Source organism: Streptomyces mirabilis (genome assembly GCF_039503195.1).
Taxonomy (GTDB): domain Bacteria; phylum Actinomycetota; class Actinomycetes; order Streptomycetales; family Streptomycetaceae; genus Streptomyces; species Streptomyces mirabilis_D.
This window is the reverse complement of record NZ_JBCJKP010000001.1, coordinates 336,687-358,781: the sequence shown is the minus strand read 5'-3', so window position 1 is coordinate 358,781 and position 22,095 is coordinate 336,687. Positions and strand designations below refer to the sequence as shown.

Here is a 22,095-nt window from a genome sequence, read left to right as displayed (position 1 = left end):
TGGTGTCGGCGTACACGTGAACTTCAGCTCGTACGCCGACACAGAGCGCGTCAGGTGATGCTGGTGGGGAGGCTCCGGACGGGGCTGCGCTGGGTGTTGTTGTCGGTGCGCTGGTCCAGCTCGGTGCGGAGTTCGTGGATGACCTGGGCATAGACGGCGACGCGCTCGCGAAGCCGGTCGTTGTCCTCCCGCAGGGCCTGGGCGGCGGCTTCGGCATCTACTGCGTGGGCGTGCAGATGCTGGAACGCGGGTGGGATGCCGTTCGCTTCGGACTTTCGGCGGACGAATTCTTCTTTCAGGTCAATGTGCTTGTGCGGAGGTGTTGGCGCGCTTCCACCCTGCTCGACCACGACGAACTGCCCACGCTCGTTGCCCTGCTGCGCGGGCGCCGACCAGGAGCCTGACGGCCAGCTGGTACGACTCGGCGTCACCATCACGTTGCGGTCGCCGATGCGCAGGAGGATGTCGGTTTTCCCCTTGCCGTTGAGGGTCGGCCGCCGTCGCAACAGCCTGCTGGATTTGGGCGACACTCTGACGGTGCGCAGTGCGCAGTGCGTAGTCGTCGTCGATGCGTGCGATTTCCTGTGCTCGGTTCAGGCGTGCCTCGCTGTTCAGGACGTAAAATCCGCCCTTTGGTCGCGTTGTCACGACAAGCAGTTCGATGACGTCGGGCCAGAAGTTCTGATCGCGCCACAGGTTCGCGGCGAAGGCCTCCAGGCTGTCCAGATCAAGCGCCGACGCTCCGACCGCAAGACCGGTAAGCCTCGATCGGGTTGGCGCGGAACTCAGCGGGGCAGGCGCGGGACCGTCATCCCGCTGTTCATCCGCGAGAAGGACCCGGAAGGCATGACGCATGCGGTGGGCGGTGTAGACGTCGACGAGGTTCGGCTCGGCCTGGAGCCGCTGCGCATCCAGCAGAAGCGGCCCGAAGGGGGCGGCGTTGTCGAACGACAGGAGTACGGCTCCGGTGTCCTTCGATACGACGGTCCCCGCTGGCTCTCCGCCGCCGCCCAGCTCGTGAACACCGGACGCCGCCACTGGCAGGGGAGCGCCGGCGGAGTAGGCGAGGATCGCGTCGATGGCGGCGCCGAAGGCGGCCGCGTCGGGGCGTTCTTCGTCCTGGTGGGCGTCGCTAGTGATACCGCCGGGCCGTCAGGTTTTGGGGACGGGGAAACCACCGGTGTCGATCTCGTGGCGTAGCCGGGCGCGCCGGGCTCGGACTCTCCGCAGCAGACACCGAACGCCTGCAGAACCTGCTGGCAGACGTCCCGGAACTGAGTGACCGGATCGCTGTGATGCTCGCTTCCCGGCAGGCAGCCCTGCCGGTCGACGAAGTGCCCATCATCGCCTCGGCGTTCCGCGACATCCATCGCCAGCTGAAAGAGCAATGCCCGTACGGATACGCCGGCCAGTTCGCCGCCGACGTGGACCGCATGCTCCTGCACCTCCTCCGGTTCGTCGACCTGCGGCTGTCCGAGACACAGAAATACGGAGGCCAAGCGCGGGCCTACCTCCGCCAGCTCAAGAAGGACGAGGCGAACCCGCGCGAAGCCGAACTCGGGCGTGACCTCCGAGACTTCCTACGGGGCCAGGGTCTGCGGGTGCGCATGGAGGAAACCAACATCGGGGGAGGCCGCGTCGACATCGCCTGGCAGCCCCACACTGAACTCATCACCCTGGAGCTCAAGCGGGACTGGACCGACCCCTCCTGGGACGCATACGCCAAAACCTACGGGCCCCAGGCGATTTCCTACCAGGTCGCAGGCCCACCCGTGAACTTCCTCGTGGTCCTCGATCTCACCCCGAAACCGCACGGACTCGCGGCCATCCCAGCCTGCGTCCACGTCCGCACCCTGCCGGGTCCTGCTGGCGACCCTCGCCCCCGCACCCTCATCATGGTGCGAGTTCAGGGCAACAAACGAGACCCCAGCGACGTGTAGCCAGCGTTTTCTCGGCGAGAACTACTGGGGCCCCGGTGTCGAGCGGGCTGTCGCTGGCGTACCAGGTGTTCCCCCACTCCGGACAATGGAACCGGGACACGAGTGCCTCCAGCCCTCGACCGCAGCCCGGTATGCCGCACCCTGGCCTGGATCGCCGCCCAGCGGCCCCGCGCCACCCGCCAGGCCCTCCGCCCCGCAGTTCCCGTCGGCGGTCGTGGCGCCGGCGAACTCCCCGAATCGGGACCGCTCGGTGAGCTCGTCGTGCTCCTGAACCAGGAGCCGCGGCGTCCGGTGTCGGCGGTCACGTAATTTGGCTCTGTCGGAGATCTTGTGACGGAGTCGGTCTTAACTGGGCATCAACTGGGTGTGCGGTTCAGGAGATTTGGGGCGGTTGCTGCCGCATTTAGCCGGTGTGGTGGTGGAGTCGGTGGAGCGGGCTGCTGGGGTGGTCACGTTTCGTATCACTCCGCCTCCGCTGGGGCATGGCCGGCGGATCATGTGCGAGGTGGGGCAGGAGACAGCGATGAGTGCCGTGGTCCAGGATGGGCCCATGGCAACCGTCTTGGCCTTTCACGCCCACCCGGACGACGAGGTGTTCCTAACAGGTGGCACGCTCGCGCAGGTCGCTGCCGAGGGACACCGCGTGGTGATCGTGGTCGCCACGGATGGCCTCATGGATGCCGCGCCGGAGGGCGGAGCGCTGCGCCTGAGTGAACTGCAGGCGAGCGCGGCCGTGCTGGGCGTGACACGCGTCGTGCACCTGGGGTATGCGAGCAGCGGCCATGGTGCCGTGCTCTATCCGGATCCGCCGGATCGGGCACGCTTTGTGCGGGCAGACACGGAGGAGGCGGCCGAGCGGCTGGCCGCTGTCCTGCGCGAGGAAGACGTGGACCTGCTTAGTACTGCAACGGTGTTTGTGCTGATTGCTGGGCAGTTTCAGGGGCTGTGTCCGCGTCGTTTGTAGTGACTGACGCGTGCTTGATGCTGCCGTCTGCGGCGCCATGTTGACCAGTGCAGGATGTGGTCAACGGGGGTGGGCCAGCGGTGGGTGAGCCTGTGGATCAGGCGTCTGATCTCAGCGACGCTGTAGTGGATGAGGTGGGAGGATCCGTTTCTGCTTTGTCGGCGTCGAGTTCGCGGGCGCGCAGGACGGTAAGGCAGGCGTGGGCGGCCATGGCGAGGGTCATGTGGCGGTGCCAGCCGGGGTAGCGGCGGACCTGGTAGTCGTCCAGGCCGCACTCCTGCTTCGCGGTCTGGAAGCATTCCTCCACGGCCCACCGGCTGCCCGCGATCTGGATCAGTTCGTCCAGGGTGGTGTCGGCGGGGCAGTAGGCGATGTAGTAGGAGATCTCCTCGGGACGGCGGACGCTGCGGCGGGCGATGACCCAGTGCCGGCGGTCTTCCCGGTGCCAGGGCCGCACCTCGACGCGGGCCCAGTCGAACACGCGCGGGCCGTGGGCCCCGGCGCCGCAGGAGCGGCGTTTCCACTTCTGCCGTGGCAGGCCGGGGAACAGGTCGTGGACAGGATGATCGATGGACCAGCGGGTGACGACGGTGTCGTGCCGGGTGGTGGCCATGACGTGGAAGACATCGGCTTGTTCCAGCTCGAAGCGCCAGCCCTTGCTGAAGCCGTAGGCGGCATCCGCGGTCACCCACCGAAACGGGATGCGGTCGGCGATGGCTTTGCGGACCATCGCCTTGGCCATGGCCACCTTTGTCTCGAAGGTGACGCTGTCGTCGATACCGGCCCGCCGGCAGCGTTCCCGGTCGTCCGTCCACGAGGTGGGCAGATACAGGCGGCGGTCGATCAGGGCGCGTCCGCGGCCGGTGGCGTAGGCGAGGAACACACCGATCTGGCTGTTCTCGGTGCGTCCGGCGGTGCCGGAGTACTGCCGTTGCACGCCGGCCGAGCGGATGCCCTTCTTGAGGAAACCGGTGTCATCGACGATCAGGACGGCCTCGCGGTCTCCGAGGTGTTCGACAACGTAGTCGCGCACGTCGCCGAGGACTTCGTCTGCGTCCCAGTCGGTCCGGTTCAGCAGCCGGTGGATGCGGTCCGGGGCAGCGTGACCTGCCTGTTCAGCCAGTGTCCAGCCGTTCTTCCGCTCGAGCGGAGCGATCAGTCCCTGCATATACGCCAGAGCCGACTCCCTCGGCTCACTGCGGGCGAACCGGTGCTCAAACCGTTCGTGCAACCGATCCAGTTCGCCCGCCCACTGCCTGGCACCAGCAAGGTCCCCACCCATAACCACACCAACGACCAACCTGGCCAACAGTCACGCCAAACGCCGTTGCAGTACTAATGCTGGATTCCTCTTTCGGTGGGTATAGCTGCGGGTAGCGGGGCAGTTGCGGGTGTTCGGGGGCGGGTGCTGGGTAGTGGTGCTGAGGGCACGGCCGGGCCGTGACGAGGGTGAGCAAGCGGTGGTCCACCGCCTGGCGTCGGCCAGAAAGGCGCCCAAGGTTGTGGTGGAGCGCTGCCGGATGGTGGAGCTGAGCTGGGGCGGCTGGCTGGTCCCGCAGATAGCCGACGAGCTGCGGTGCGGTCAGAAGACGGTGCGCCGCTGGCTGCACCGCTTCAACCGCTTGGGGCTGGAGGGACTGGAGGATCTGGGCGGGCAGGGCCGCAGGCGAAGGATCACCGAGGCCGAGCGCTCGAGGATCGTCGGCCTGGTCAGGCTGACGCCGCCGGGTCGGCTGGAGGTGCAGCCGTCGAACGAGATGTGGGCCGCGGACGAGTTGGGGCCCTCGGAGTGGACTTTGGACACACTGGCTGCCGCGGCCCGGGACCTGGGCATCGAGGTCAGCCGCTCCCAGGTACGCCGGATCCTGCTGGCCGAGGGGGTGCGCTGGCGGCGCACGCGCTCGTGGACGCGCTCGGGAGATGTGGACTTCGAGGGAAAAGGACGCGGATCGTCGAGCTGTACACCAGCCCGCCCGACGGCGCGACGGTGGTCTGCGCCGACGAACTCGGCCCGGTGATCCCACGCACCTTCCCGCCGGCACCGGGCTGGTCACCGGACGGACACCGCATCAAAAACGAGCTCGACTACTCCCGCGGACCGGAGAAGACCTGGGTCTACGGCGCCTTACGCGTCCGGGACGGCCAGGAGCTCACGCTGACGGCCACCTCCCGTAACAGTGCCTTCTACCAGCAGTTCCTTCAGCTGGTCGAGGACGCCAACCCCGTCGGGGACATCTACGTGATCACCGACAATCTGTCCTCCCACAACAGCGTGTCCACCCGAACCTGGCTCGAGGAACATCCCCGCATCCAGCATGTGTTCATCCCAGTCGGCGCCTGCTGGCTCAACCTCCAAGAAGGCTGGTGGCGCATCTTCCGCAAGACCGCCCTGGCCGGACGCTCCTTCGGCGACCGCGACCACATCACCCACGCCACCGAAGTGGCCACAGCCCAGCTCAACGCCCGCGCCCGACCCTGGATCTGGGGCAGACCCGCACCGCCCACCAGGCGTTTACGCCGCCGCTATGTGTACTTCCTTTGAGGAATCCAGCACTAAGAAGTCGGTTTCTCTCGTGGGTGAGCCCCGGCATCATGGTCGTCGATAGGTTCATACGCGAGAGGACCGGTGCAGCGAGTGTCTGGAGGCGGACAAACGGCTTTGACGGAGCTGTGGCAGCAGCGTTGGCCCAGTTGCCCTCCGGTTGGGTACAAGCTCCGTGACCCGTATCGGGGTGTCTGGGTACGTTTTCACAGCCTGCCGGAGTCGAAGCGGTACGCGGAGGACGAGAGCGAGTACGCCGTTGTCCTGGAGCGTTACAACACCGTCCTCGATGAGTTGTTCGCTGCTGCGGACGTGTACGTGATCACTCCGCTCTGGACGACCGAAGCCGAGGTTCCGTCAGTCCAACCCGCCGCGGGGTATTGGCAGAGTCTGCTGGTGGAGGACGATCCTGACTCTGGGTTCCGCACGTACTGCCACCTCTTCGCCGCCCGCCGGCCCTGGCGGCGCGGCTGCATCGACGAGTTGCTCCGAGACATCGCCGACGACAAGGTGGCGGGAGTCCTCGTCACCGACACCCGGATGCAGCGCATCCACCACCCCTACGACGGTGGTGCAGACGTCTTCCTCACCACGTCCGAGGAACGGGACCAGGTGCGCGATCGGCATGCCGACTGGCTTTCCATTCATCCGTCGGGTCTCTGACTGGTTCGGATCACCGCTCCACTCAGAATGGTCTTCACCGCAAGTACCGGGTTGAGAGGCTCGACGAGTTCCTTGGTGGCGACGGCCACGAGGCGCGCGGGTGCATCACCGTCCAGCAATGCGCTCACGTACTCGATGGCCTCCGCAGGCGAGAGCATGGGCAGTCTCTGGCGCAGTATCCGCACAGCGTGCATCCGTCCGCGTGTAGCGGCGACTCCACGTAGCGCATCGTGTAGATCGTCCACTGCGGTGCGCACCGGCAACCCACGTATCCGGGCTCGATAGTCGGCCTCCCACTCCCCGGTTACCGCGGAGACCACGCCGATCTGGTGTAGTCCCCCATCGATGCGGTCGACCAGGTACGGCCCGTTGCCGGCCAGCATGAACTCGGAGTTCCGAGTGCGTACGAACTCCTCGGACTGCCACGAGATGATCCATACCAGCTCGTGCTGCCCGACATGGACCACAGCCATGCGCATCGCGTCCACACCCGTAGCTCGCCAACTTTGATAGTCGCGCTCCAGCTGTTCTTCGACAAACTGAACGGCGGCTTCTCGCTCGATCACGCGTGCAGCATCCCGTACGGGCACCTGACTTGGCCAGGGAATTCGCACTGCCCAGGGCTATGCAGCAGGGGTCTGGTGGACCTGCTTGCTCAGGAACACGACAGCTGTGGGAAAAGTGCCGCGCGCCAGTATTCTTGGCGCCCGAAGGGTCGCCGCTTGCGCCGAGAGGCGGGGAATGTCTCTCGTGAAGTCTCCCCGCCTCACGACATTCTGCTCTTGGTCGGTGTCACAGATTCATAGGCGTCGGGCTTGTTGTGTAATTTCTGACCGGAGCTCGGGAACGGGCTCTCTTGCTGCAGCCGCAAGGAGGATCTGGCGTGCCGTAGGAGGGAGGATCTCGGTTGGCCAGCCCTTGAGTGCCCGGAGCGCCATACGACGGTTCCTACTCGTTCGATTGTTGAGGGCAGTTTCTATCAATTGCCATCCGTGGCCGGGGTGGTCGTCCAGTCGACTCACGATGATGTCGAGGATCCCATCGACCTCATACTCCGTCCCGAGGCCCAGTTCAGTTGTCGGACCGGTTCGCAGGCCGTGGAAAGGCAGGAGGCGTTCTGCGGCCTCGAGGACCGCCGAGATGTCCTCGCTCGGACAGTCGTCGATGAGCAGGAACCAGATGGTGCTGTCGTGAGGTTGTGACTCCACCCTCCGCAGCAGCGCCGGGCGGGCGGGGATGTTCATCAGTCTTGCCGCCCATGCCGCAAGACGGAGAGTGGTCGGCTCCTCGTCAGTTAGGCCGGAGAGTACGACTTTCCGGGATGCCGGATCTCCAACCAATTTCGTGAATTGGTGCCGAACGTGCCGCCACTCGTGATGTTCCCGGCATTTTGCGCTCGCGTGCGGGTCATTGAGGAATCGGTTGATCGACAAGAGGCTCCAAAGCTGCCGCAGCGTGATGCCTCTTGCTGTGGCGTGACCCAGATAACCTGTCAGCGCGCGTACTGCGTCGTCATACGACCCCAACGCCGGCCCCGGTCCATCGACGTCGGTGAGCGCTTCGAGGAGCCTCCCCGCGCCGTCCAGAGTTACCTCGTCCAATGATTCTCTGGACAGGACATCAGCGAGATCACCGACTTTCGCGGCGGTCAACGCGAAGTAGCTGTCCAGTACGTCGCCTGTGTACGACTCACGGATCAACCAGTTCCTGATCTCGGGATCGGACGCTCCTTCGAGGCGGCCGACGGCATCGACGCGAGCCCAGCCTTCCGCCTGCTGGGCCAGTTCGAAGAGAGCCCGGTAGGGGTCGGCCTGGGAGCGTAGCAGGGCTTCACAGGCCTCAGCCGAGAAGTCCCAGAAGGTGCCCAGGGTCTTCAAGATTTCACTGTCGTGGTCGGTCCCGGCCATGCCCAGCAGCAGCATCCCGAACTGGACTGCATTGGGGTGCTCACCGCGCATGGTGAACCACCGACCCAACTGGCGCACGCGGTCTGAGGGGAGGGATCTCTCTTGGAGAGTTGTCTCGAGGGTTCGCGCATGGTCGCGCCACACGATGCGCCGAAGCTGCCTGTCCAGGTTGGACACTACCGAGCGATCGGGAACAGAACTGGTCAGACGTGTGGCAGCGGCGGCGATCCGTGCCGCAGCGTTCTTCGATCGGTTGGCGCGGCGGCTTGGCTGGGGGGTCTTCTGAGGGAGCTCATGGTGCCGTGGCTGCTCCGACGGCTGACGCTCAACTGCCTGGGCATGGCTGTAGAGGGAGGGCTGACCACTGAGGGTGCCGCCGAGGTCCCATGACTGAGGGCGGCTCACCGGACGAGGACCCGGCTGTCCTTTCGCTTGATCATGCGGTGATCTTCGCAGGTGGGCTCGGGGCGAGCAAGAGCCATGCCTGTTCCCCAGTTGGCCACTCCGCGCACCAGCCGACCCGCTGCGCTCTGGCTGAAACAGCTCATGCGGTCCAGATCGGGTCATCTGGAGCAGGCCGCCCGGAGAAACGCTGAAGTGAGCCTCCGGCGGGCGAGAGTCGGCGGCGCGCGGTGACGATGAAGCTGTTCTGTGCCAACTCCACGCGTGAACGCAGAATGAACCAGTTCTCCTCGGGGGTCAGGCCGCGTTTGACCTTGGTGTGAAGACGCCATATCTGCTCGTCAAGGACGTGAGCGGCTTCCGCGATGTCCCTGTCAGCGACAAGGTTCACCATGCTCAGCGCCTCATTCCACGGCCGCCAGTCAATGGTGGTCCGGTGGACGACGCCTTGAGGGAGGGAGCTGGGGCGAGCCAACTCTGCCTCGCTGAGGCTCACGAGCAACCCTGATGATTCGCGAAGTACGCGTGCGCACGCTGCCGCCAACTGCTCCCGGCCCCAATGTCTGTCCTGCGTCCTCCTGCTGACCGCACTTCCCGCAAAGACTCCGATCAGCGTTGTCGCGACGGCCCCGGCGGGGGCGGCAAGCAAGGTCCACAGCGCAGACATGGGACCTAGTCTGAAGCCATCCGGACCTGTTGGTGGCTCGATTCACTGAAGATTCGCCGCTGTGGCAGTCCTTGTCCGGACGGCCCGAGCATAACGATCACGCAGACCTGATGGCCCAGTTCGGGTGTGTGGCCAACTGCAACGCCGGAATGGCCAGGCAGCGCGCTCAGTCACAGCTGACCAGCCGTCGTGATCGGGGCTGGCCGCGGCACGGCCGGACCGTGGTCGGGGCCATGGTCTGGGTTCTAGGTTCTGTCCGGCGGATCATGTGATCACCTCGCGTGGACCATTGTGTTGGTCGTGGGGTGGGGCGATCTTACGAACGACGAGTGGGTGCAACTTGCCCCACATCTGCCGAAGACCGGGCGCCGGGGTGGACGTTGGATTGATCACCGGACGGTGATCAAGGGGATCCTGTTCCGGGTCCGCACGGGTGTCCCGTGGCGAGACCTGCCGGAGCGGTTCGGGAGCTGGAAAACCGTGTACGAGCGCCACCGCCGGTGGTCGGCGGATGGCACCTGGGAAAGGATCCTCCAGGCCGTCCAGGCCGAGGCCGACTCGCAGGGGCGCATCGACTGGAGCATGGTGAGCGTGGACTCCACCTCGTGCCGGGCCCACCAGCACGCTGCCGGTGCACCGCACAGAACACCCCGTATCCCGAAACGGAGATCAACGCCCCGGCAGCACCGCCCCGACGAAGGATTCGGCCGGTCCCGTGGCGGTCTGACCTCCAAGATCCACCTTGCCGGGGAGGGCGGCCGCCGTCCACTGGCCTTCCTGATCACGCCGGGCCAGTGGGGCGACAGCCCGCAGCTGGTGCCCGTCCTCGAACGGATCCGGGTCACGCGCCCCGGCGGTGGCCATCCGCGCACCCGCCCCGACCACCTGGGCGGCGATAAGGCGTACAGCTCTCGCCGCAACCGCCGGTACCTGCGCAGACGGCAGATCAAACACACCATCCCGGAACCGAAGGACCAGCGGGCCAACCGCCGACGCCGCGGCAGCCGAGGAGGCCGACCCGCTACAGAACTTGATTGGGTGATGTCGGGGCCGTTCGCCTGACAGTGGCTGGTTGGGTTCGGTAGGCCAGGGGCGTGAGGTATGCGCAAGGCGGCGGGCTGACCGACGCTGAGAGGGTCCGGAGGGAACTGTTACGGCTCCAGGCCGTCGACCGCTTCGAGGACGGGCACAAGAACGGGGACATCGCCGCCGCGCTACGGGTGAGCGAGCGGTCGGTGGAACGGTGGCGACGGGCTTGGCGCGAGCAGGGCGAGGCCGGGGTGCTGTCGAAGGGATCTCCGGGGCGGCCCCGGCTCAGCGACACCCAGATCGCCAGACTGGAGCGGGAGTTGGAGCGCGGCCCGCTCGCCCACGGCTGGGCCGACCAACGGTGGACGCTCGCCCGGATCAAGACGCTGATCGGCCGGCTGTTCCACGTGTCGTACACGGTCGAGGGCACGTGGCAGCTGCTGAGGCGGCACGGCTGGTCGTGGCAGCAGCCCGCGCGGCGAGCCATCGAGCGCGACGACGAGGCGGTCGAGATGTGGAAGACGGAGACCTGGCCGCGGGTAAGAGCATTGCGGCGGAACGCGGCGCCTGGGTGGTCTTCGAGGACGAGGCCGGGCAGTCGATGACTCCGCCGCGAGCCAGGACCTGGGGCCGGATCGGCCAGACCCCCGTCGTTCGAGTACGTGGCCGTGGCTCCGGACGAGTGTCGATGGCGGGCATGACCTGCTACAAGCCGGGCCAGCGGTCCCGGCTGATCTACGCGTTCCGCGAGTACCGCGGCCGCAAGGACGAGCCGAAGGGCTTCGGATGGCGGGACTTCCGCGACCTGATCACCCGCGCCCGAACCCAGCTCGGCGGCCCGATCGTCCTGGTCTGGGACAACGTCCGCCTCCACCTGACCGCCGGAATACGCAAGTTCATCGACGCGAACGCCGAGTGGCTCACCGTGTTCCAGCTACCCACCTACGCCCCGGACCTCAACCCGCAGGAGGGCATCTGGTCCCTGGTCAAGCGCGACATCGGCAACCTCGCCGCCGCCGACCTCGGACAGATCACCAGAGCCGTCAAGCGTCGACTCAAGAAGATCCAGTACCATCCGGACCTGGTCGACGGCTGCCTCACCGGCATCGGCCTCACCTTCGACTGATCAGCCGAGTCCCTCGACCCAGCGTCGGCGGTGGGGCAGTCATCCCCGCAAGGCGCCTGCGTCTGGCGTGGGCGGGTAGAGATCGAGAACGACATCGAGGCCCAGCCCTCCGACTTCGGCGAGCAGGTGAGCCGGCAGGACGCACCCTCCCTGACCGTTCTCACTACCGCAGCCGAGGAACAGCTCCAGCTCGCACTCGACGGACAGACGCGTCAGTTCCTCGCGACAGTCTCGGACCAGTCGGACCAGCGCCGCGACGTGCTCCTCAAGCCCGCTGTCGTTTCCGAGACCACTCCACCGGATCCAGACACTGGACTCCCGCCGGGCGCTCCTCGGGTTCCGGGGACTCATCAGGCTCCCCTGCTCGAACAGCTCGTCTGGAGCGATCCCCAGGCGAGCCGAGATCTCATCGGCGCGGACGGTCCGGCTCGTGATCCGGATCGACCCGGCCGACCACTTCGTGTCCGGCAACGGCGAGCGCATGGTCAGGTCTTCTGGCACGCCATCACAATCGCAGGTTGATCAGCGCTGGGCCACCGCATTCCCCGCCAGGACGCCCGCGCAACCCGCGCACCCGACATCACCCAATCAAGTGCAGTAGCTTCGACAAAGAGATGTACAAGCGCAGGAACGAGGTCGAACGCACGATCAACCGACTCCAGCACTCCCGGGCTGTGGCAGCGCGGTATGACAAGCACGCCTACGTCTTCCATGGCACCGTCACCGTTGCGTCGATCCGCCTTTGGCTCAAGCCGTGATCAGTCGGCTTCCAGAGCATCGGCCCGCTTCTTGAGGCCCTCTGCAATGTGGTCCCAGTCCGGGCCGTGCATCCACAGATTCTCAGCAGCCTCCCGCAGCAGTGCCGGTTCGTCCGGCCGCTGCAAGAGCACCAGCCGATAAGCCAGATTCCGGATCCAGACCGGCAGGTAGCCGTCCACCACGTGCGGGCAGAGTTCACGAAACATGGCAAGGATCGAATCCGCGTCGGCGAACGTCAGCTCCTCGACGAAGTAGTGCTCCCCGTGTTCGAGCCCGCACTCCGGCGTGGGTCGGTACTCATCTCCGTAGAGACATCTGGCGTGCTCCGTCAGGGTGCTGTGCATGGCCAGGAGCCTATGCCGCCATGATCCGCCGGACAGAACCTAGTGGTCGGGGCGACCACGCCGCGAAATCCCGGTTATCCACTGGCCGAAACGTGATCTGCGGTTCCTCCGTACGCTGCCGCCCGAGTCGATCACACGGGGGTGTGCGCATGCGGTATGGCGTGGTGGTGGAGGAGCTCGCGGTGGAGGCCATGGCGCAGCAGCCGGACGACCGAGCCCGGCAGGAGGTGAGGGCGCTCGTGGAGGTCCGCGGATAGATCCGCGGACCTGAGCCGATGTGCGCGACCCGGGATCCGTGGAGGAGATCCGGGAAGTGGTCGGGCGACGTGTTGGATCCCCTACATGCCGCACGCTGGAGCGATCGAGGTCCGTGGCATCGGGTGGGTGGGCTGACGACTGGTCCTCTGCTGACGCAAGAGGCTCAGGCCAATGAAACACCAGTGATGTCCCGCAACTGGGCAGCGGTCAGGGAGGGGTGAGCATGACGTCAGCGGCTTCCGTGCAGTTGTCAGCCTGTCAGGACGACGGGCTGCTTCAGGGGCCGCCCTGCGGCGCCGGTCGCGACCAGGTCGGCGCGAGGCCGACGGGATGGACCGTCTGCTGGGTGTTGCGCAGTTCGGCCAGGGTCCACCAGCGGTACGCGCGGATGTTGTCGGGCTGCGGCGCACGGGCCGGGTCGACGTCGGCTGCGGAGACACGGGCGAGGAAGTACAACTCCACCTGCCGGACTTCGCGCCCGCCGACCAGATGGTCCTTCGTGCGCTCCGCGAGCTGGGGCCCGAGCTCGATCGCCTTATCGTCGATGCCAAGCTCTTCACCCAGCTCACGGAGAGTTGCCCTGGCGTGGCTCCCCCCGCTTCAGGGAGCCGCCGGGCGTTGCCCAGAAACCCTGGTTCTCGTCGTAGCGCAGCAGCAGGACGCGGTCGTCGGCGTCCATGACGATGGCACGGGCGGCCTCCCTCAGCGGCGGCGTGAAGGTCGTCATGCCTTCCAGTGTGGCGGTCCCCAGAGGGGGGCAGGACCGTTCGACCAGGTATGGGCCGATGCAGCCACGTCCAGGTCGCAGGCCTGGACGGTGGCGAGGGCGTGGGCCGGGGCTTCGACGACGGGTTCGCGGTCGTTGAAGGACATGTTCGGGACGACGGGTCCTCCGGTCTGCTGGTGGAAGTGCTCGATCAGGGCCCCGTACGCGGGGGCGGTGGCCGGGTCGACGGTCTCCACACAAGCGGTGCCGTCGACGTGCACGGCTCCGGCGATCTTGTCGGCGTGGTCGTCTCCGCCCGGCGCCTGCGGCAGGAGTTCCCCGGCCACATCCGCAACTACCTGTGGGGTGACTACTTCTGGTCGCCGTCCTACTTCGCCGCCTCGTGCGGGGGCGCCCCGCTCGCTGTCATCAAGGAGTACATCGAAAACCAGAAACGTCCCGGCTGAGGCCAATCGTGCAGACCCGTGCGCCGCGCGGGTCAGAGCAGTGTTAAGAAGCGCTTCCTCCCGGGCGCGAACGACTCCGTTGGGAAAGTCGTGATTCGGGCGGGGCGGTGTCGTTGGTCTTGCTGATGGCTGTGGTCGTTGGCGGGGTGGTGGGGCGGGATGTCGTTGGAGTCGCGGTCGGAGGACGGGGTGCCTGAGCTGACGGCTCGGGTGGTGCGAGCCTCGTTCCCGAGGGGGACCTTGACCATGCGGATCCGGGAAGTACTCGGTGCGCTGTTCACGGACGAGGATTTCGCCGCAGCCTTCCCCGACCGGGGCCGGCCCGCGATCTCGCCGGGAGCTCTGGCCTTGGTGTCGGTGTTGCAGTATGCCGAGGGTCTGTCCGACCGGCAGGCCGCCGACCAGGTGCGGGCCCACATGGACTGGAATCCGGGGCAGCTGAGGCCGAGCCTGCCGACGTCAGGCCCGTCGGCGGAACAGGCCGCGGAGCCCGCCGGGTTCCTGCCCGTCGACCTATATACGGACCTGGTCCGGCTGGGTCTGTGTCGCCTTCGTCCGTGTACTCGCGGATGATCGTCGGAAGGCAGCTTGCCACCCACATGCGCACCGAACTCCCGCAGAATGCCCTGGAGATGGCGCCGTGGCGGCGCGGCATCAAGAAGGGCTCCGGCCCGATTGATCACAGCGACAGGAGCAGTCAACCCGGGGTGCGGGGCCTCGCTGCCCCGATACACGCGACCGCGGAGCCGGCCGGCCAATCCACCGCCGGCCGGCTCCGCGTCCGGTCACTCCTCGGCGGCGGCGAGGGCGGCCAGTTCGCGGTCGACCGCCAGCTGGTGCGCCTCCGCGTCCTCACGCGCCTTCTTCGGGCTCCAGCGACCTGCCATCACGAAGACGAAGGGCAGGAAGAGCACCTGGCCGCCGACGCAGATCCACCACCAGTTGCGCCACTCGCCGGGCCCGTCCTTCGACGCCTTCTGGACCTCGGGGCCGTACTCCTGCAGCAGCTTCAGCTGCGGTGCCGCCTTCTGCACGACTCCCAGGTTCTCCGCACCGACCTCCTTGACGGCGCGGGCGCCCAGCGCGGGCGGCACCGTGGCCGGGGTGTACTTGTTCAGCTCGGCGAAGAGCTGAGGGTGCGCGTTGACGATGGCCAGCGCCGGCGCAGCCTGCACCGAGGCGGCCTTGACCTCGGCGCCGTGCTCCACGAGCGGGGTCACGGAAGTCACCAGCACCGGGATGAAGGCCGCGGAGACGGCGACCACGATGCGCACCGTCCAGCCCCACACCGCCAGGCCCGCCGCGGTCGCCGCCGGGTTGTGCTTCTCCACGGTCTCGGTGAAGCTCGCCATCCAGGGCGCGTAGGCGATGCCGCTGAAGACGCCGATGCCGATGAACAGCCAGGCGAAGGTGTAGTAGTCGGTCGTCAGGTGGGTGGCGCGGGTGGCGAAGATCGCGGTCACCACGACGGAGCCGACCGCGCCGACGATCATGAAGGGCTTGCGCACCTTCAGCCGGTCCGAGAGCAGGCCGACCAGGACCAGGGCGATGGCGTTCGCCCCCCAGTACCAGTTGGCCAGCGCGTTGGTGCGCTGCTCGCTATAGCCGAAGGTGGTCGCGAAGTAGACGACGAAGTTGCCGACCGCCGCGTAGTACAGCAGCAGGAACACGGCGATGGCGAAAGCCGAGCCCAGAACGTCCAGGCGCATCATCTGCCGCCACTCGCCGCGGCGCACCGCCTCGGTGTCCAGCCCCTTGGCGCGGGCCTCGACCAGCGCCCGGTCCCGCAGCGACACCATGATCTGATCGCGCAGTGCCGGGGACAGCTCGCGCAGCGCGAAGATCGCGACGACGAAGACGAGGAACCCGGCGATCGCCGAATAACGCAGCTCGTCCTGCCAGGTGGCGCTGTCGAGGGTGTTGCTGGTGACGGTGGTGACCACCAGAGAGCCGATGACCGGGCCCATCGTCCAATACCCCATCGCGGTGGCCCGGCCGAGCTGCGGGGAGAAGTCCCTGATCAGCGCAGGGGTGGCGACCAGCACGATGCCCTCGATGAAGCTGACGAGCGCGAAGAGCACCAGATAGGTGGTCTTGTTCGCCGCGTTCGGCAGCCCGAAGAAGACCAGCAGTGCGGCGATCAGCAGCCCGTAGACCACCAGATTCGCGCGGCCCCAGCGATCCGCAAGACCGGCCACGAGTGAGGCGAAGGCCCCGATCGCGTTGCCGATCACCGAGATCCAGACGAAGTAGCGGTAGGTCATGTCGAAGTGCGTGATGATCGACGTCGCCACTGCGTACTGGATGTACAGCATGTAGTACAGGACGACGGTGGTGATGACCACGATCGCGAGATACGCCATACGGCGACCGGTGAGCGGGTAGTCCGCCAGGTCGCGGCGGTACAGCCAGGCCAGCGGACCGCGGGCGTCCGCGGCGGGCCCATCGGGCGTGGGTCTGTCGGCGTCGAGCGCCGTCGGAGTGGCGGACATACGGCTCCTCCTGGGGATACGGAAACCGGGTTGTGTCGGGGCGACGGGGACGCGCTGCGCCCGGCTCCGAGAGCGTGGCCAGAGGCTAGTACCGACTGGTCGGTACGCCTAGGGGTCTGCGCAAAGTTATTCACCCCGTTCATCACCCGGCCGCCGACGGACCCCAGCGAAGCCGTCCAGAGCGACGAGCAGATCCGCAGCCGCACCATGACCCTGCTCGTCGCCGGCCACGACACCACCACCGGCGCTCTGACCTGGTCCCTGCACCAGGTCGAACTCCCGCTGGTCTTCGCCGACGACGGTGTGGATCGTCACGTAATTCGGCTCTGTCGGAGATCTTGTGACGGAGTCGGTCTGAACTGGGCATCAACTGGGTGTGCGGTTCAGGAGATTTGGGGCGGTTGCTGCCGCATTTAGCCGGTGTGGTGGTGGAGTCGGTGGAGCGGGCTGCTGGGGTGGTCACGTTTCGTGCGTCGTGCCGGGCGCTGCCGGTGCGGTGTCCGGGGTGCGGCCTGCCGTCCTGGCGGGTGCACGGTCGGTACATGCGGCAGCTGCGGGATGCGCCGGTCGGGCTGACGCCGGTGGTGATCGAGTTCGTGGTGCGGCGGTTCAAGTGCAGCAACTCCCGCTGTGCTGCGGTGACGTTCGCCGAGCAGGTGGAGGGCCTGACCCGGCCGCACGCCCGATACACGCCGGTGTTACGGCAGATACTGTCGTCGATCGCGCTGGTGCTGGCGGGGCGTCCCGGGGCCAGGCTGGCCGCGCTGCTGGGGATACCGGTGGCCAAGGACGTGCTCCTGGGCCTGCTCCATACCGTGCCGGATCCGCCGTCCGGCCTGGTCAGAGTGCTGGGCGTTGATGATTTCGCCCTCCGCAAGGGCGACTCCTATGCAACTCTCCTGGTGGACCTGGAGGCCCGCCGCCCGCTGGAGGTTTTGCCCGGTCGGGACGCCGAACCTCTGGCGCTCTGGCTCGTCGGCCACCCCGAGATCGAGGTGATCTGCCGCGACCGGGTCGGCGCCTATGCCGAAGGCGTCCGCATCGGGGCACCAACCGGGCCTCGAAACTCGACCCCTACAGGCCGTATCTCCATCAACGCTGGCGCGAGGGCTGCCACGACGTCCCGCGTCTGCACTGCGAGATCCAGGAACAGGGCTTCACCGGTGATGTCCAGAGCGTCCGCCGGTGCTTCCGCCCGTTCAAGAAGCCGCACAGCCCGCTGCCGAAGTCACCGCCCGCGCCACAACCCCCGGTCAGGACCGTTCCCAAGCCCCGGCGTGTGGTCCGCTGGATCATGACCGCCCCCGACCGGCTCCCAGAGGCCGACGCTGCAGAGCTCAAGGAGATCCGCACCGGCTGTCCGCACCTGGACCTCACCGTCCGGCACGTCCGCGATTTCGCCGCGATGATGCGAGACCAGAACGCTGAGGCCCTTCCCGCCTGGATGGACCGGGTCAAGGCCGACGACCTGCCCGCCCTGCACTCGCTGGTCAACGGCTTCCACCGAGACATCGATGCCGTCACCGCTGCCTTCGCCACGCCCTGGAGCTCGGGCCAGGTCGAAGGTCACGTCACGAGAGCCAAGCTCCTCAAGCGCATGGGCTTCGGTCGCGCACACCTCCCGCTTCTCCGCAAACGCATCCTTCACAGCCCATGACCGTGCATCGGTCACAAGATCTCCGACAGCGCATCGTCTCATCTCACGATGCACCCGGGCAGGCCCCATCGGCCGAACACGACGCTATGGGGCCGGCTGGAAGATGTCAGCGCAGGCCTTGGGCGGGGCTGTTGCCCGGGCCTCGACGAACCATTCCCGACCGAACAACCAACCGAAGACTGGGGCCGGAAGACGAACCAGCGCTCTCATCACGGGAGCAAGCCGACCCGTCCCTGACACCTCCGAACGGTGGGCGGCAAGAGCCGCCTGTTTCTGGCCGGCGAACCGTCGGACATCGATGGTGTGGGTGATGGCCGCGCGCGAACTGTAGGCGGTGCGCAGCGCATCCGCATCGTACCTAAACGGGATCCTCAGCAGGCGGACCAGCTTCACCAGACGAGCCACGACGTCACGCGGCATGGTCGCCTCCAGCACCCGATGCACCCCGGCCAGCTCGGCGGCACGCTTGCCAACTTCGTGCACCTTGACGTGGTCGCGATGACCATATCCGCCATTGGCGTCGTAGCTGATAAGACGTCGTCTCATTTGGTGAGTCGGCGGTAGCAAATGAGGGTGCAGGCGATGGCGGTGAGGGCCAGGAAGTGTTCGGCCTTGCGCTCGTAGCGGCGGTGGAGCCGACGGCAGCCGGCGAGCCGGGCCATGGTGCGCTCGATCGTCCAGCGGTGGCGGCCCGGCCGTGTGGAGGATTCGATGCCCTTGCGTGCGATGCGGTGGGTGATGCCGCGCTTGCGCAGCCATCGACGCAGGTGGTCGTAGTCGTAGCCCTTGTCGGCGTGCAGCTTGGCGGGCTTACGTCGGCGTGGGCCGCGGCGGGAGCGGATCGGCGGGATCCCGCGCACGAGTGGCTCCAGCGCCTGACTGTCGTGCAGGTTGGCGGCCGAGATACCGACGGAGAGGGGTAAACCGGTCCGCTCCGTGATCAGGTGGATCTTCGAGCCTTTCTTGCCCCGGTCGACAGGATTCGGACCTGTCAGATCCCCCCTCTCAGGGCCCGCATGTTCACCGAGTCGATCGCGCACCTCGACCAGTCCAGGTTCCCGCGGGCGCCGAGTTCGTCCAGCACCAGGCGGTGCAGCTTGGCCCAGACCCGCGCCCTGCTCCACTCGCCGAACCGGCGGTGCGCGGTCGGCCCCGACGGGCCGAACGACGGCGGCAGTTGCTTCCAGGTGCACCCCGACGTGGCCACGAACACAATCGCGGCCAGCACCTCACGATCCCCGTACCGCCGCCGGCCACCGCCCTGAGGCCGCGTCGGAGCGGGCGGCACCACCCGCTCGAACAACTCCCACAACTCATCCGGCACCAGACGCTCCACAATGTCCACAAGCGCAGACCACCGACCGAGCCAAATGAGATGGCCTCTTAGCTGCCGCTTCGCCGACTACTGATGTAGTCGACCCAGGTGCGCTCGACGAAGTTCGTCCAGTCCGCCGCGTTGTCGATGCTGTCCCGGTAGGCGCAGCGAGGATTTACTGGTGAAGAGGCAGCGTTCCAACCCTGCGCCCTTCCGGCCCCTGCACAACCAGGTCGCTCGCTTGGGCTGTCGGCGCCCGCAACCAGCAGCTGGTGGAGCGGCACCGGAGTGAGGGCCGTCCGCTCGTACTGCGCCCGGAGGAAGTCGAGGGTTTCCTCCGGGCGGACCAGGTCGTGGACGGGCGCCATGTACGCCTCGTCGGTGTAGATCCCGGCCGCGGCGTGGGCGGGCGCGGCCGGAAGGTATCGGGCCGCGTGCCGGGGCGGGCCCCGGGGAACAAGGCCCAGATCTGTTCCAGGTCCTCAACCGGCAAGCTGACGGTCGACATGGCGGTGGTCGGCGGGGGTGTGTTCGGTCTGCTGGTGTTCGGTGAGGGTGAGGTCGCAGGGTTCCACGGGGTGCTCCTTGGTGGGGGAGACGGGGCGGGGAACGCGAAGGACCCACCCGGCCGGGATGGCTGGGCGGATCCTTGGTGGCCCGGGGCGGCCGTGAGACGGGCGGCGGGTTCAGCCGAGGCTGTAGAACGTGAGGAATGCAGCGAGGAGAACGCAGCCGAGTTGGGCCCGCCACGAGCCGACCTCCCATGCGCCCCCGAGCGGGCCGAGGGCGGCGGCGCGCAAGCCCCAGCGGGCGAAGAAGCCCAGTGGCTGGTGCTGCTGGAGCTCCTGGATCCGGTTGGTGGGCCGGTTCATCTCTGCCGTCGGAGGGGGCGACGATGTCCAGCTGGTGGAGGAAGTCCGGCAACAAGGCACACGAGACCAGGAAAGTTTCTCCGTGAGGGCGAAGCCGATACGCAGGCTTGCGGTGGAGCATCGACACCGTCCCGAACTGGGTGGACACGAGCAGTTCAGCGGCCTGGAGGACCAGAGCGCCATCCAGGCACTCGGGCGGCACCGGCCCGGCCGGAGCTGGGCCGGTGCTGGCCTGCCGGGCTGCGAACCCACGGGCGACGTAGCGGGTGTACTCCCGGAGTCGTCCTTGAAAGCCATAAGTCGTACTCGAACATCGTGGGCTGGGCTGGCTGAACGCCGTCGCTCACGTCTGGTGACGAAGTCGAACCCGGTTGATCGTCCTCACGGAATTTGTGCCTGATCCGAGAACCGACAGCACCTGTGCAGGAGTTGGGGAGGCGGCGGCGGTGCGTCGTGTTCGATGTTCATGAGAAACGACCACGCCAGTGCGCCCCGCCGTCGTAGAGACTCCGCAAAAACCGTTTGGCGGACGACGGCGACCATTGCTACGTTTCCGGAGGCCGTGCGAGAGATCGAGGAGGTGGTACCCGTGAACACAGTATCGACATGGGTGCTCCCCTCCGGGGTCACGGTCGGGCGATAGACAGGTCGTCCGGGAGCGCCGTTCCAGTGCACTCCCGAAAGGTACGACCATGCATTTCACTTCCGAGCAGCGCCTCGACGACGGCGTCCTCGAACGCGAATTCACCCTCGGTGAGATCCCTGGCATCCTGTGGACACCCGCACCGGCATCCACACCGGTGCCGCTGATCCTGCTCGGCCACCCTCCCCTCGGGCTGCGCAAGATGTATCCCCGGCTGGTGGCTCGGGCCCGGCACTGCGCGGCGGAGGGCTTCGCCACGGCCACCATCGAGCTTCCCGGAAGCGGCGACCGGCCCCGTTGGCCCGCTGCCGAGCAGGCCCGCGCTGACCTGCGCCGGGCGATGGAGGCCGGTGAGCCGGTCAGCGACGAGATCGTCGACGCTCTCATCCTCCCGCTGGTCGACAAGGCGGTCCCGGAATGGCAGGCCGCCCTGGACGACGTCCTTTCGCTGCCCGAGATCGACGGCCCGGTCGGGTACTCGGGGGGAGTGATCTCCATCGGTATCCGGCTGGCGGTGGTCGAGCCTCGGATCTCGGCCGCCGTTCTGTTCGCCGGGAGTTTCGTGCCTCGCGCCCTCTTCGAGGAGGCCCGGCAGGTCACCATTCCACTGCACGTCCTGCTGCAGTGGGACGACGAAGGGAACGACCGGCAGGCGGCCCTGGACCTGTTCGACGCCTTCAGCTCCCAGGAGAAGTCCCTGCACGCCCATCTCGGCGGGCACACTGGCGTCCCGCAGTTCGCGGGGGACGCCGCGGCCCAGTTCTTCACCCGCCATCTGAAGTGAGGCCGGGCCGTCAGACCGGCAGCGGACGGTAGCTGATGTCGCCGGCATGCCACTCGTCGAAGACGGGTCCTGGCCTTCCACAGCTCTCTACACCGTGGGCCCCTGTTGAACTCCTTGGGTTCTGGCGGTCGTCGCAACACCCCAGTTCAAGGGGTGCGATGGACATCGAGAGCGGCAGGGAACGGGAGTGTCCGGGGGATGCTCCCTTGATCCACAAGCGGGAGGAACACTTTCGGCTTGTGGATCAAGGAACGAGCTTCTCGGAGGCCAGCCGGATCGTTGGCATCAACCTGCGTACAGGGCAGCGCCGGCGAAACGGCCGTCGTGCCTCTGGTGGGCGGAAGGCGGTACCTCCGGCCACTGCGGTGGTACCGCCTTCGGGTCCGTCCCGGTATCTGTGTGAGGCCGACCGCATCCCACAGAGCCGACCGGCTCCGGGAGAAGGCCACGATCCGGGCCATCACGGCAGAGCTGGGCCGCAACCCGTCCACGGTCAGCCGCGAGATCCGCCGCAAGGCGGTTCAAGCAGCACACCGACTCCGAGGTGATGCTCAGCGA

Annotated in this window: 26 protein-coding genes and 5 pseudogenes; 16 read left to right on the top strand and 15 right to left on the bottom strand. The window is 67.1% G+C overall.

Annotation, left to right across the window (positions count from 1 at the left end):
* Positions 1-50: 50 nt before the first annotated feature.
* The gene (locus tag AAFF41_RS01970) at positions 51-530 is read right to left on the bottom strand and encodes a hypothetical protein (protein WP_343323325.1); all 480 of its coding nucleotides are present in this window, start codon (positions 528-530) and stop codon (positions 51-53) included.
* Here AAFF41_RS01970 and AAFF41_RS01965 point away from each other — a divergent pair.
* The 4 genes from AAFF41_RS01965 to AAFF41_RS01950 all read left to right on the top strand — a co-directional run bounded on the left by AAFF41_RS01965 (position 520) and on the right by AAFF41_RS01950 (position 2,904).
* Positions 520-1,200: a hypothetical protein gene (locus tag AAFF41_RS01965; RefSeq protein WP_343323324.1), complete on the top strand. Its 681-nt coding sequence runs from the start codon at positions 520-522 to the stop codon at positions 1,198-1,200. The two genes, AAFF41_RS01970 and AAFF41_RS01965, sit on opposite strands and share 11 nt — an antisense overlap.
* 95 nt (positions 1,201-1,295) lie before the next feature.
* Positions 1,296-1,940 (top strand): hypothetical protein, encoded by a 645-nt coding sequence (locus AAFF41_RS01960; RefSeq protein WP_319753345.1) that lies wholly within the window; start codon positions 1,296-1,298, stop codon positions 1,938-1,940.
* 102 nt (positions 1,941-2,042) lie between these two features.
* Complete coding sequence (locus tag AAFF41_RS01955; protein WP_319753344.1) at positions 2,043-2,249, top strand: hypothetical protein; 207 nt, start codon at positions 2,043-2,045, stop codon at positions 2,247-2,249.
* A 241-nt stretch (positions 2,250-2,490) separates the two neighbouring features.
* Positions 2,491-2,904 carry a PIG-L deacetylase family protein gene (locus AAFF41_RS01950; RefSeq protein WP_343323323.1) on the top strand — a complete coding sequence of 138 codons (414 nt, stop codon included), beginning with the start codon at positions 2,491-2,493 and terminating at the stop codon, positions 2,902-2,904.
* A gap of 97 nt (positions 2,905-3,001) precedes the next feature.
* Here the strand turns inward: AAFF41_RS01950 and AAFF41_RS01945 are convergent, their stop codons facing one another.
* Positions 3,002-4,186 carry an IS701 family transposase gene (locus tag AAFF41_RS01945; protein WP_143653969.1) on the bottom strand — a complete coding sequence of 395 codons (1,185 nt, stop codon included), beginning with the start codon at positions 4,184-4,186 and terminating at the stop codon, positions 3,002-3,004.
* A gap of 109 nt (positions 4,187-4,295) precedes the next feature.
* Here AAFF41_RS01945 and AAFF41_RS01940 point away from each other — a divergent pair, with 109 nt between their 5' ends.
* From AAFF41_RS01940 to AAFF41_RS01930, 3 genes are all read left to right on the top strand, one after another.
* The gene (locus AAFF41_RS01940) at positions 4,296-4,922 is read left to right on the top strand and encodes a helix-turn-helix domain-containing protein (RefSeq protein WP_343323181.1); all 627 of its coding nucleotides are present in this window, start codon (positions 4,296-4,298) and stop codon (positions 4,920-4,922) included.
* The gene (locus AAFF41_RS01935; protein WP_343323180.1) at positions 4,892-5,446 is read left to right on the top strand and encodes a transposase; all 555 of its coding nucleotides are present in this window, start codon (positions 4,892-4,894) and stop codon (positions 5,444-5,446) included. The genes AAFF41_RS01940 and AAFF41_RS01935 overlap by 31 nt, the downstream gene beginning before the upstream one ends.
* Before the next feature lie 117 nt (positions 5,447-5,563).
* Positions 5,564-6,109 (top strand): DUF3885 domain-containing protein, encoded by a 546-nt coding sequence (locus tag AAFF41_RS01930; RefSeq protein WP_343323322.1) that lies wholly within the window; start codon positions 5,564-5,566, stop codon positions 6,107-6,109.
* On the opposite strand, the gene AAFF41_RS01925 is transcribed toward AAFF41_RS01930, so the two are convergent.
* From AAFF41_RS01925 to AAFF41_RS01915, 3 genes are all read right to left on the bottom strand, one after another.
* Positions 6,091-6,675: a YrhB domain-containing protein gene (locus tag AAFF41_RS01925; protein WP_343323321.1), complete on the bottom strand. Its 585-nt coding sequence runs from the start codon at positions 6,673-6,675 to the stop codon at positions 6,091-6,093. The genes AAFF41_RS01930 and AAFF41_RS01925 overlap by 19 nt on opposite strands.
* Positions 6,676-6,909: 234 nt before the next feature.
* Positions 6,910-8,193 (bottom strand): hypothetical protein, encoded by a 1,284-nt coding sequence (locus AAFF41_RS01920; RefSeq protein WP_343323320.1) that lies wholly within the window; start codon positions 8,191-8,193, stop codon positions 6,910-6,912.
* 367 nt (positions 8,194-8,560) lie between these two features.
* Entirely contained in the window at positions 8,561-9,085 is a 525-nt protein-coding gene (locus AAFF41_RS01915; RefSeq protein WP_319752885.1) for a hypothetical protein, read from the bottom strand.
* Between the two features lie 300 nt (positions 9,086-9,385).
* Between AAFF41_RS01915 and AAFF41_RS01910 the strand changes: the two are divergent.
* Positions 9,386-10,105: pseudogene (locus AAFF41_RS01910) on the top strand (IS5 family transposase); the annotation flags it as partial.
* A 74-nt stretch (positions 10,106-10,179) separates the two neighbouring features.
* A protein-coding gene (locus AAFF41_RS51325) for an IS630 family transposase (protein WP_425526092.1) occupies positions 10,180-11,240 on the top strand; the annotation gives its coding sequence in 2 pieces (ribosomal slippage) (positions 10,180-10,627 and positions 10,627-11,240; 1,062 coding nt in all).
* A 39-nt stretch (positions 11,241-11,279) separates the two neighbouring features.
* Here AAFF41_RS51325 and AAFF41_RS01895 read toward each other — a convergent pair.
* Positions 11,280-11,711 carry a DUF4279 domain-containing protein gene (locus AAFF41_RS01895; protein WP_343323318.1) on the bottom strand — a complete coding sequence of 144 codons (432 nt, stop codon included), beginning with the start codon at positions 11,709-11,711 and terminating at the stop codon, positions 11,280-11,282.
* Between the two features lie 131 nt (positions 11,712-11,842).
* Between AAFF41_RS01895 and AAFF41_RS01890 the strand changes: the two are divergent.
* Positions 11,843-11,998: pseudogene (locus AAFF41_RS01890) on the top strand (IS5/IS1182 family transposase); the annotation flags it as partial.
* On the opposite strand, the gene AAFF41_RS01885 reads toward AAFF41_RS01890, so the two are convergent.
* The 4 genes from AAFF41_RS01885 to AAFF41_RS01870 all read right to left on the bottom strand — a co-directional run bounded on the left by AAFF41_RS01885 (position 11,999) and on the right by AAFF41_RS01870 (position 13,588).
* Complete coding sequence (locus AAFF41_RS01885) at positions 11,999-12,343, bottom strand: hypothetical protein (RefSeq protein WP_319752882.1); 345 nt, start codon at positions 12,341-12,343, stop codon at positions 11,999-12,001. It lies immediately after the preceding pseudogene.
* Between the two features lie 534 nt (positions 12,344-12,877).
* Positions 12,878-13,132 (bottom strand): NUDIX hydrolase, encoded by a 255-nt coding sequence (locus AAFF41_RS01880; protein ID WP_343326235.1) that lies wholly within the window; start codon positions 13,130-13,132, stop codon positions 12,878-12,880.
* A 34-nt stretch (positions 13,133-13,166) separates the two neighbouring features.
* The gene (locus AAFF41_RS01875; RefSeq protein WP_319752881.1) at positions 13,167-13,328 is read right to left on the bottom strand and encodes an NUDIX hydrolase; all 162 of its coding nucleotides are present in this window, start codon (positions 13,326-13,328) and stop codon (positions 13,167-13,169) included.
* Complete coding sequence (locus tag AAFF41_RS01870) at positions 13,325-13,588, bottom strand: carbamoyltransferase C-terminal domain-containing protein (protein ID WP_343323317.1); 264 nt, start codon at positions 13,586-13,588, stop codon at positions 13,325-13,327. Before AAFF41_RS01870 ends, AAFF41_RS01875 begins: the two co-directional genes overlap by 4 nt.
* Positions 13,589-13,615: 27 nt before the next feature.
* Between AAFF41_RS01870 and AAFF41_RS01865 the strand changes: the two are divergent.
* Positions 13,616-13,774: pseudogene (locus AAFF41_RS01865) on the top strand (transposase); the annotation flags it as partial.
* A 159-nt stretch (positions 13,775-13,933) separates the two neighbouring features.
* Positions 13,934-14,200: pseudogene (locus AAFF41_RS51320) on the top strand (transposase); the annotation flags it as partial.
* A 359-nt stretch (positions 14,201-14,559) separates the two neighbouring features.
* Here AAFF41_RS51320 and AAFF41_RS01855 read toward each other — a convergent pair.
* Positions 14,560-16,266, bottom strand: a complete 1,707-nt coding sequence (locus AAFF41_RS01855) for an MFS transporter (protein WP_319752878.1) — start codon at positions 16,264-16,266, stop codon at positions 14,560-14,562.
* 126 nt (positions 16,267-16,392) lie between these two features.
* Positions 16,393-16,581, bottom strand: coding sequence for a hypothetical protein (locus AAFF41_RS01850; protein WP_319752877.1), 189 nt, complete (start codon positions 16,579-16,581; stop codon positions 16,393-16,395).
* A gap of 59 nt (positions 16,582-16,640) precedes the next feature.
* Here AAFF41_RS01850 and AAFF41_RS01845 point away from each other — a divergent pair, with 59 nt between their 5' ends.
* A complete protein-coding gene (locus tag AAFF41_RS01845; RefSeq protein ID WP_415926007.1) occupies positions 16,641-17,564 on the top strand; it encodes a transposase family protein in 924 nt (307 codons plus the stop codon).
* Complete coding sequence (locus AAFF41_RS01840) at positions 17,561-17,923, top strand: transposase (RefSeq protein ID WP_319752875.1); 363 nt, start codon at positions 17,561-17,563, stop codon at positions 17,921-17,923. Before AAFF41_RS01845 ends, AAFF41_RS01840 begins: the two co-directional genes overlap by 4 nt.
* 84 nt (positions 17,924-18,007) lie before the next feature.
* Here AAFF41_RS01840 and AAFF41_RS01835 read toward each other — a convergent pair whose 3' ends face one another.
* The 3 genes from AAFF41_RS01835 to AAFF41_RS01825 all read right to left on the bottom strand — a co-directional run bounded on the left by AAFF41_RS01835 (position 18,008) and on the right by AAFF41_RS01825 (position 20,110).
* Positions 18,008-18,469 carry a PIG-L deacetylase family protein gene (locus AAFF41_RS01835; protein WP_343323315.1) on the bottom strand — a complete coding sequence of 154 codons (462 nt, stop codon included), beginning with the start codon at positions 18,467-18,469 and terminating at the stop codon, positions 18,008-18,010.
* A protein-coding gene (locus tag AAFF41_RS01830; RefSeq protein WP_425526227.1) for an IS5 family transposase occupies positions 18,466-19,259 on the bottom strand; the annotation gives its coding sequence in 2 pieces (ribosomal slippage) (positions 18,466-18,927 and positions 18,930-19,259; 792 coding nt in all). The genes AAFF41_RS01835 and AAFF41_RS01830 overlap by 4 nt, the downstream gene beginning before the upstream one ends.
* A gap of 665 nt (positions 19,260-19,924) precedes the next feature.
* Positions 19,925-20,110: a hypothetical protein gene (locus AAFF41_RS01825; protein ID WP_319753853.1), complete on the bottom strand. Its 186-nt coding sequence runs from the start codon at positions 20,108-20,110 to the stop codon at positions 19,925-19,927.
* A gap of 692 nt (positions 20,111-20,802) precedes the next feature.
* Here AAFF41_RS01825 and AAFF41_RS01820 point away from each other — a divergent pair.
* Both AAFF41_RS01820 and AAFF41_RS01815 read left to right on the top strand, forming a co-directional pair.
* Complete coding sequence (locus AAFF41_RS01820; protein WP_319753852.1) at positions 20,803-21,537, top strand: dienelactone hydrolase family protein; 735 nt, start codon at positions 20,803-20,805, stop codon at positions 21,535-21,537.
* A 158-nt stretch (positions 21,538-21,695) separates the two neighbouring features.
* Positions 21,696-22,050: pseudogene (locus AAFF41_RS01815) on the top strand (helix-turn-helix domain-containing protein); the annotation flags it as partial.
* Positions 22,051-22,095: the final 45 nt, after the last annotated feature.

Excerpts from the sequence above, each read along its gene's own strand:
- AAFF41_RS01885 (WP_319752882.1), bottom strand. The coding sequence starts at position 12,343 with ATGCACAGCACCCTGACGGAGCACGCCAGATGTCTCTACGGAGATGAG.
- AAFF41_RS01875 (WP_319752881.1), bottom strand. The coding sequence starts at position 13,328 with ATGACGACCTTCACGCCGCCGCTGAGGGAGGCCGCCCGTGCCATCGTC.
- AAFF41_RS01945 (WP_143653969.1), bottom strand. The coding sequence starts at position 4,186 with ATGGGTGGGGACCTTGCTGGTGCCAGGCAGTGGGCGGGCGAACTGGAT.
- AAFF41_RS01835 (WP_343323315.1), bottom strand. The coding sequence starts at position 18,469 with ATGAGACGACGTCTTATCAGCTACGACGCCAATGGCGGATATGGTCAT.
- AAFF41_RS01950 (WP_343323323.1), top strand. The coding sequence starts at position 2,491 with ATGGCAACCGTCTTGGCCTTTCACGCCCACCCGGACGACGAGGTGTTC.
- AAFF41_RS01840 (WP_319752875.1), top strand. The coding sequence starts at position 17,561 with ATGACCGCCCCCGACCGGCTCCCAGAGGCCGACGCTGCAGAGCTCAAG.
- AAFF41_RS01915 (WP_319752885.1), bottom strand. The coding sequence starts at position 9,085 with ATGTCTGCGCTGTGGACCTTGCTTGCCGCCCCCGCCGGGGCCGTCGCG.
- AAFF41_RS01855 (WP_319752878.1), bottom strand. The coding sequence starts at position 16,266 with ATGTCCGCCACTCCGACGGCGCTCGACGCCGACAGACCCACGCCCGAT.
- AAFF41_RS01960 (WP_319753345.1), top strand. The coding sequence starts at position 1,296 with ATGCTCGCTTCCCGGCAGGCAGCCCTGCCGGTCGACGAAGTGCCCATC.
- AAFF41_RS01825 (WP_319753853.1), bottom strand. The coding sequence starts at position 20,110 with ATGAACCGGCCCACCAACCGGATCCAGGAGCTCCAGCAGCACCAGCCA.
- AAFF41_RS01820 (WP_319753852.1), top strand. The coding sequence starts at position 20,803 with ATGCATTTCACTTCCGAGCAGCGCCTCGACGACGGCGTCCTCGAACGC.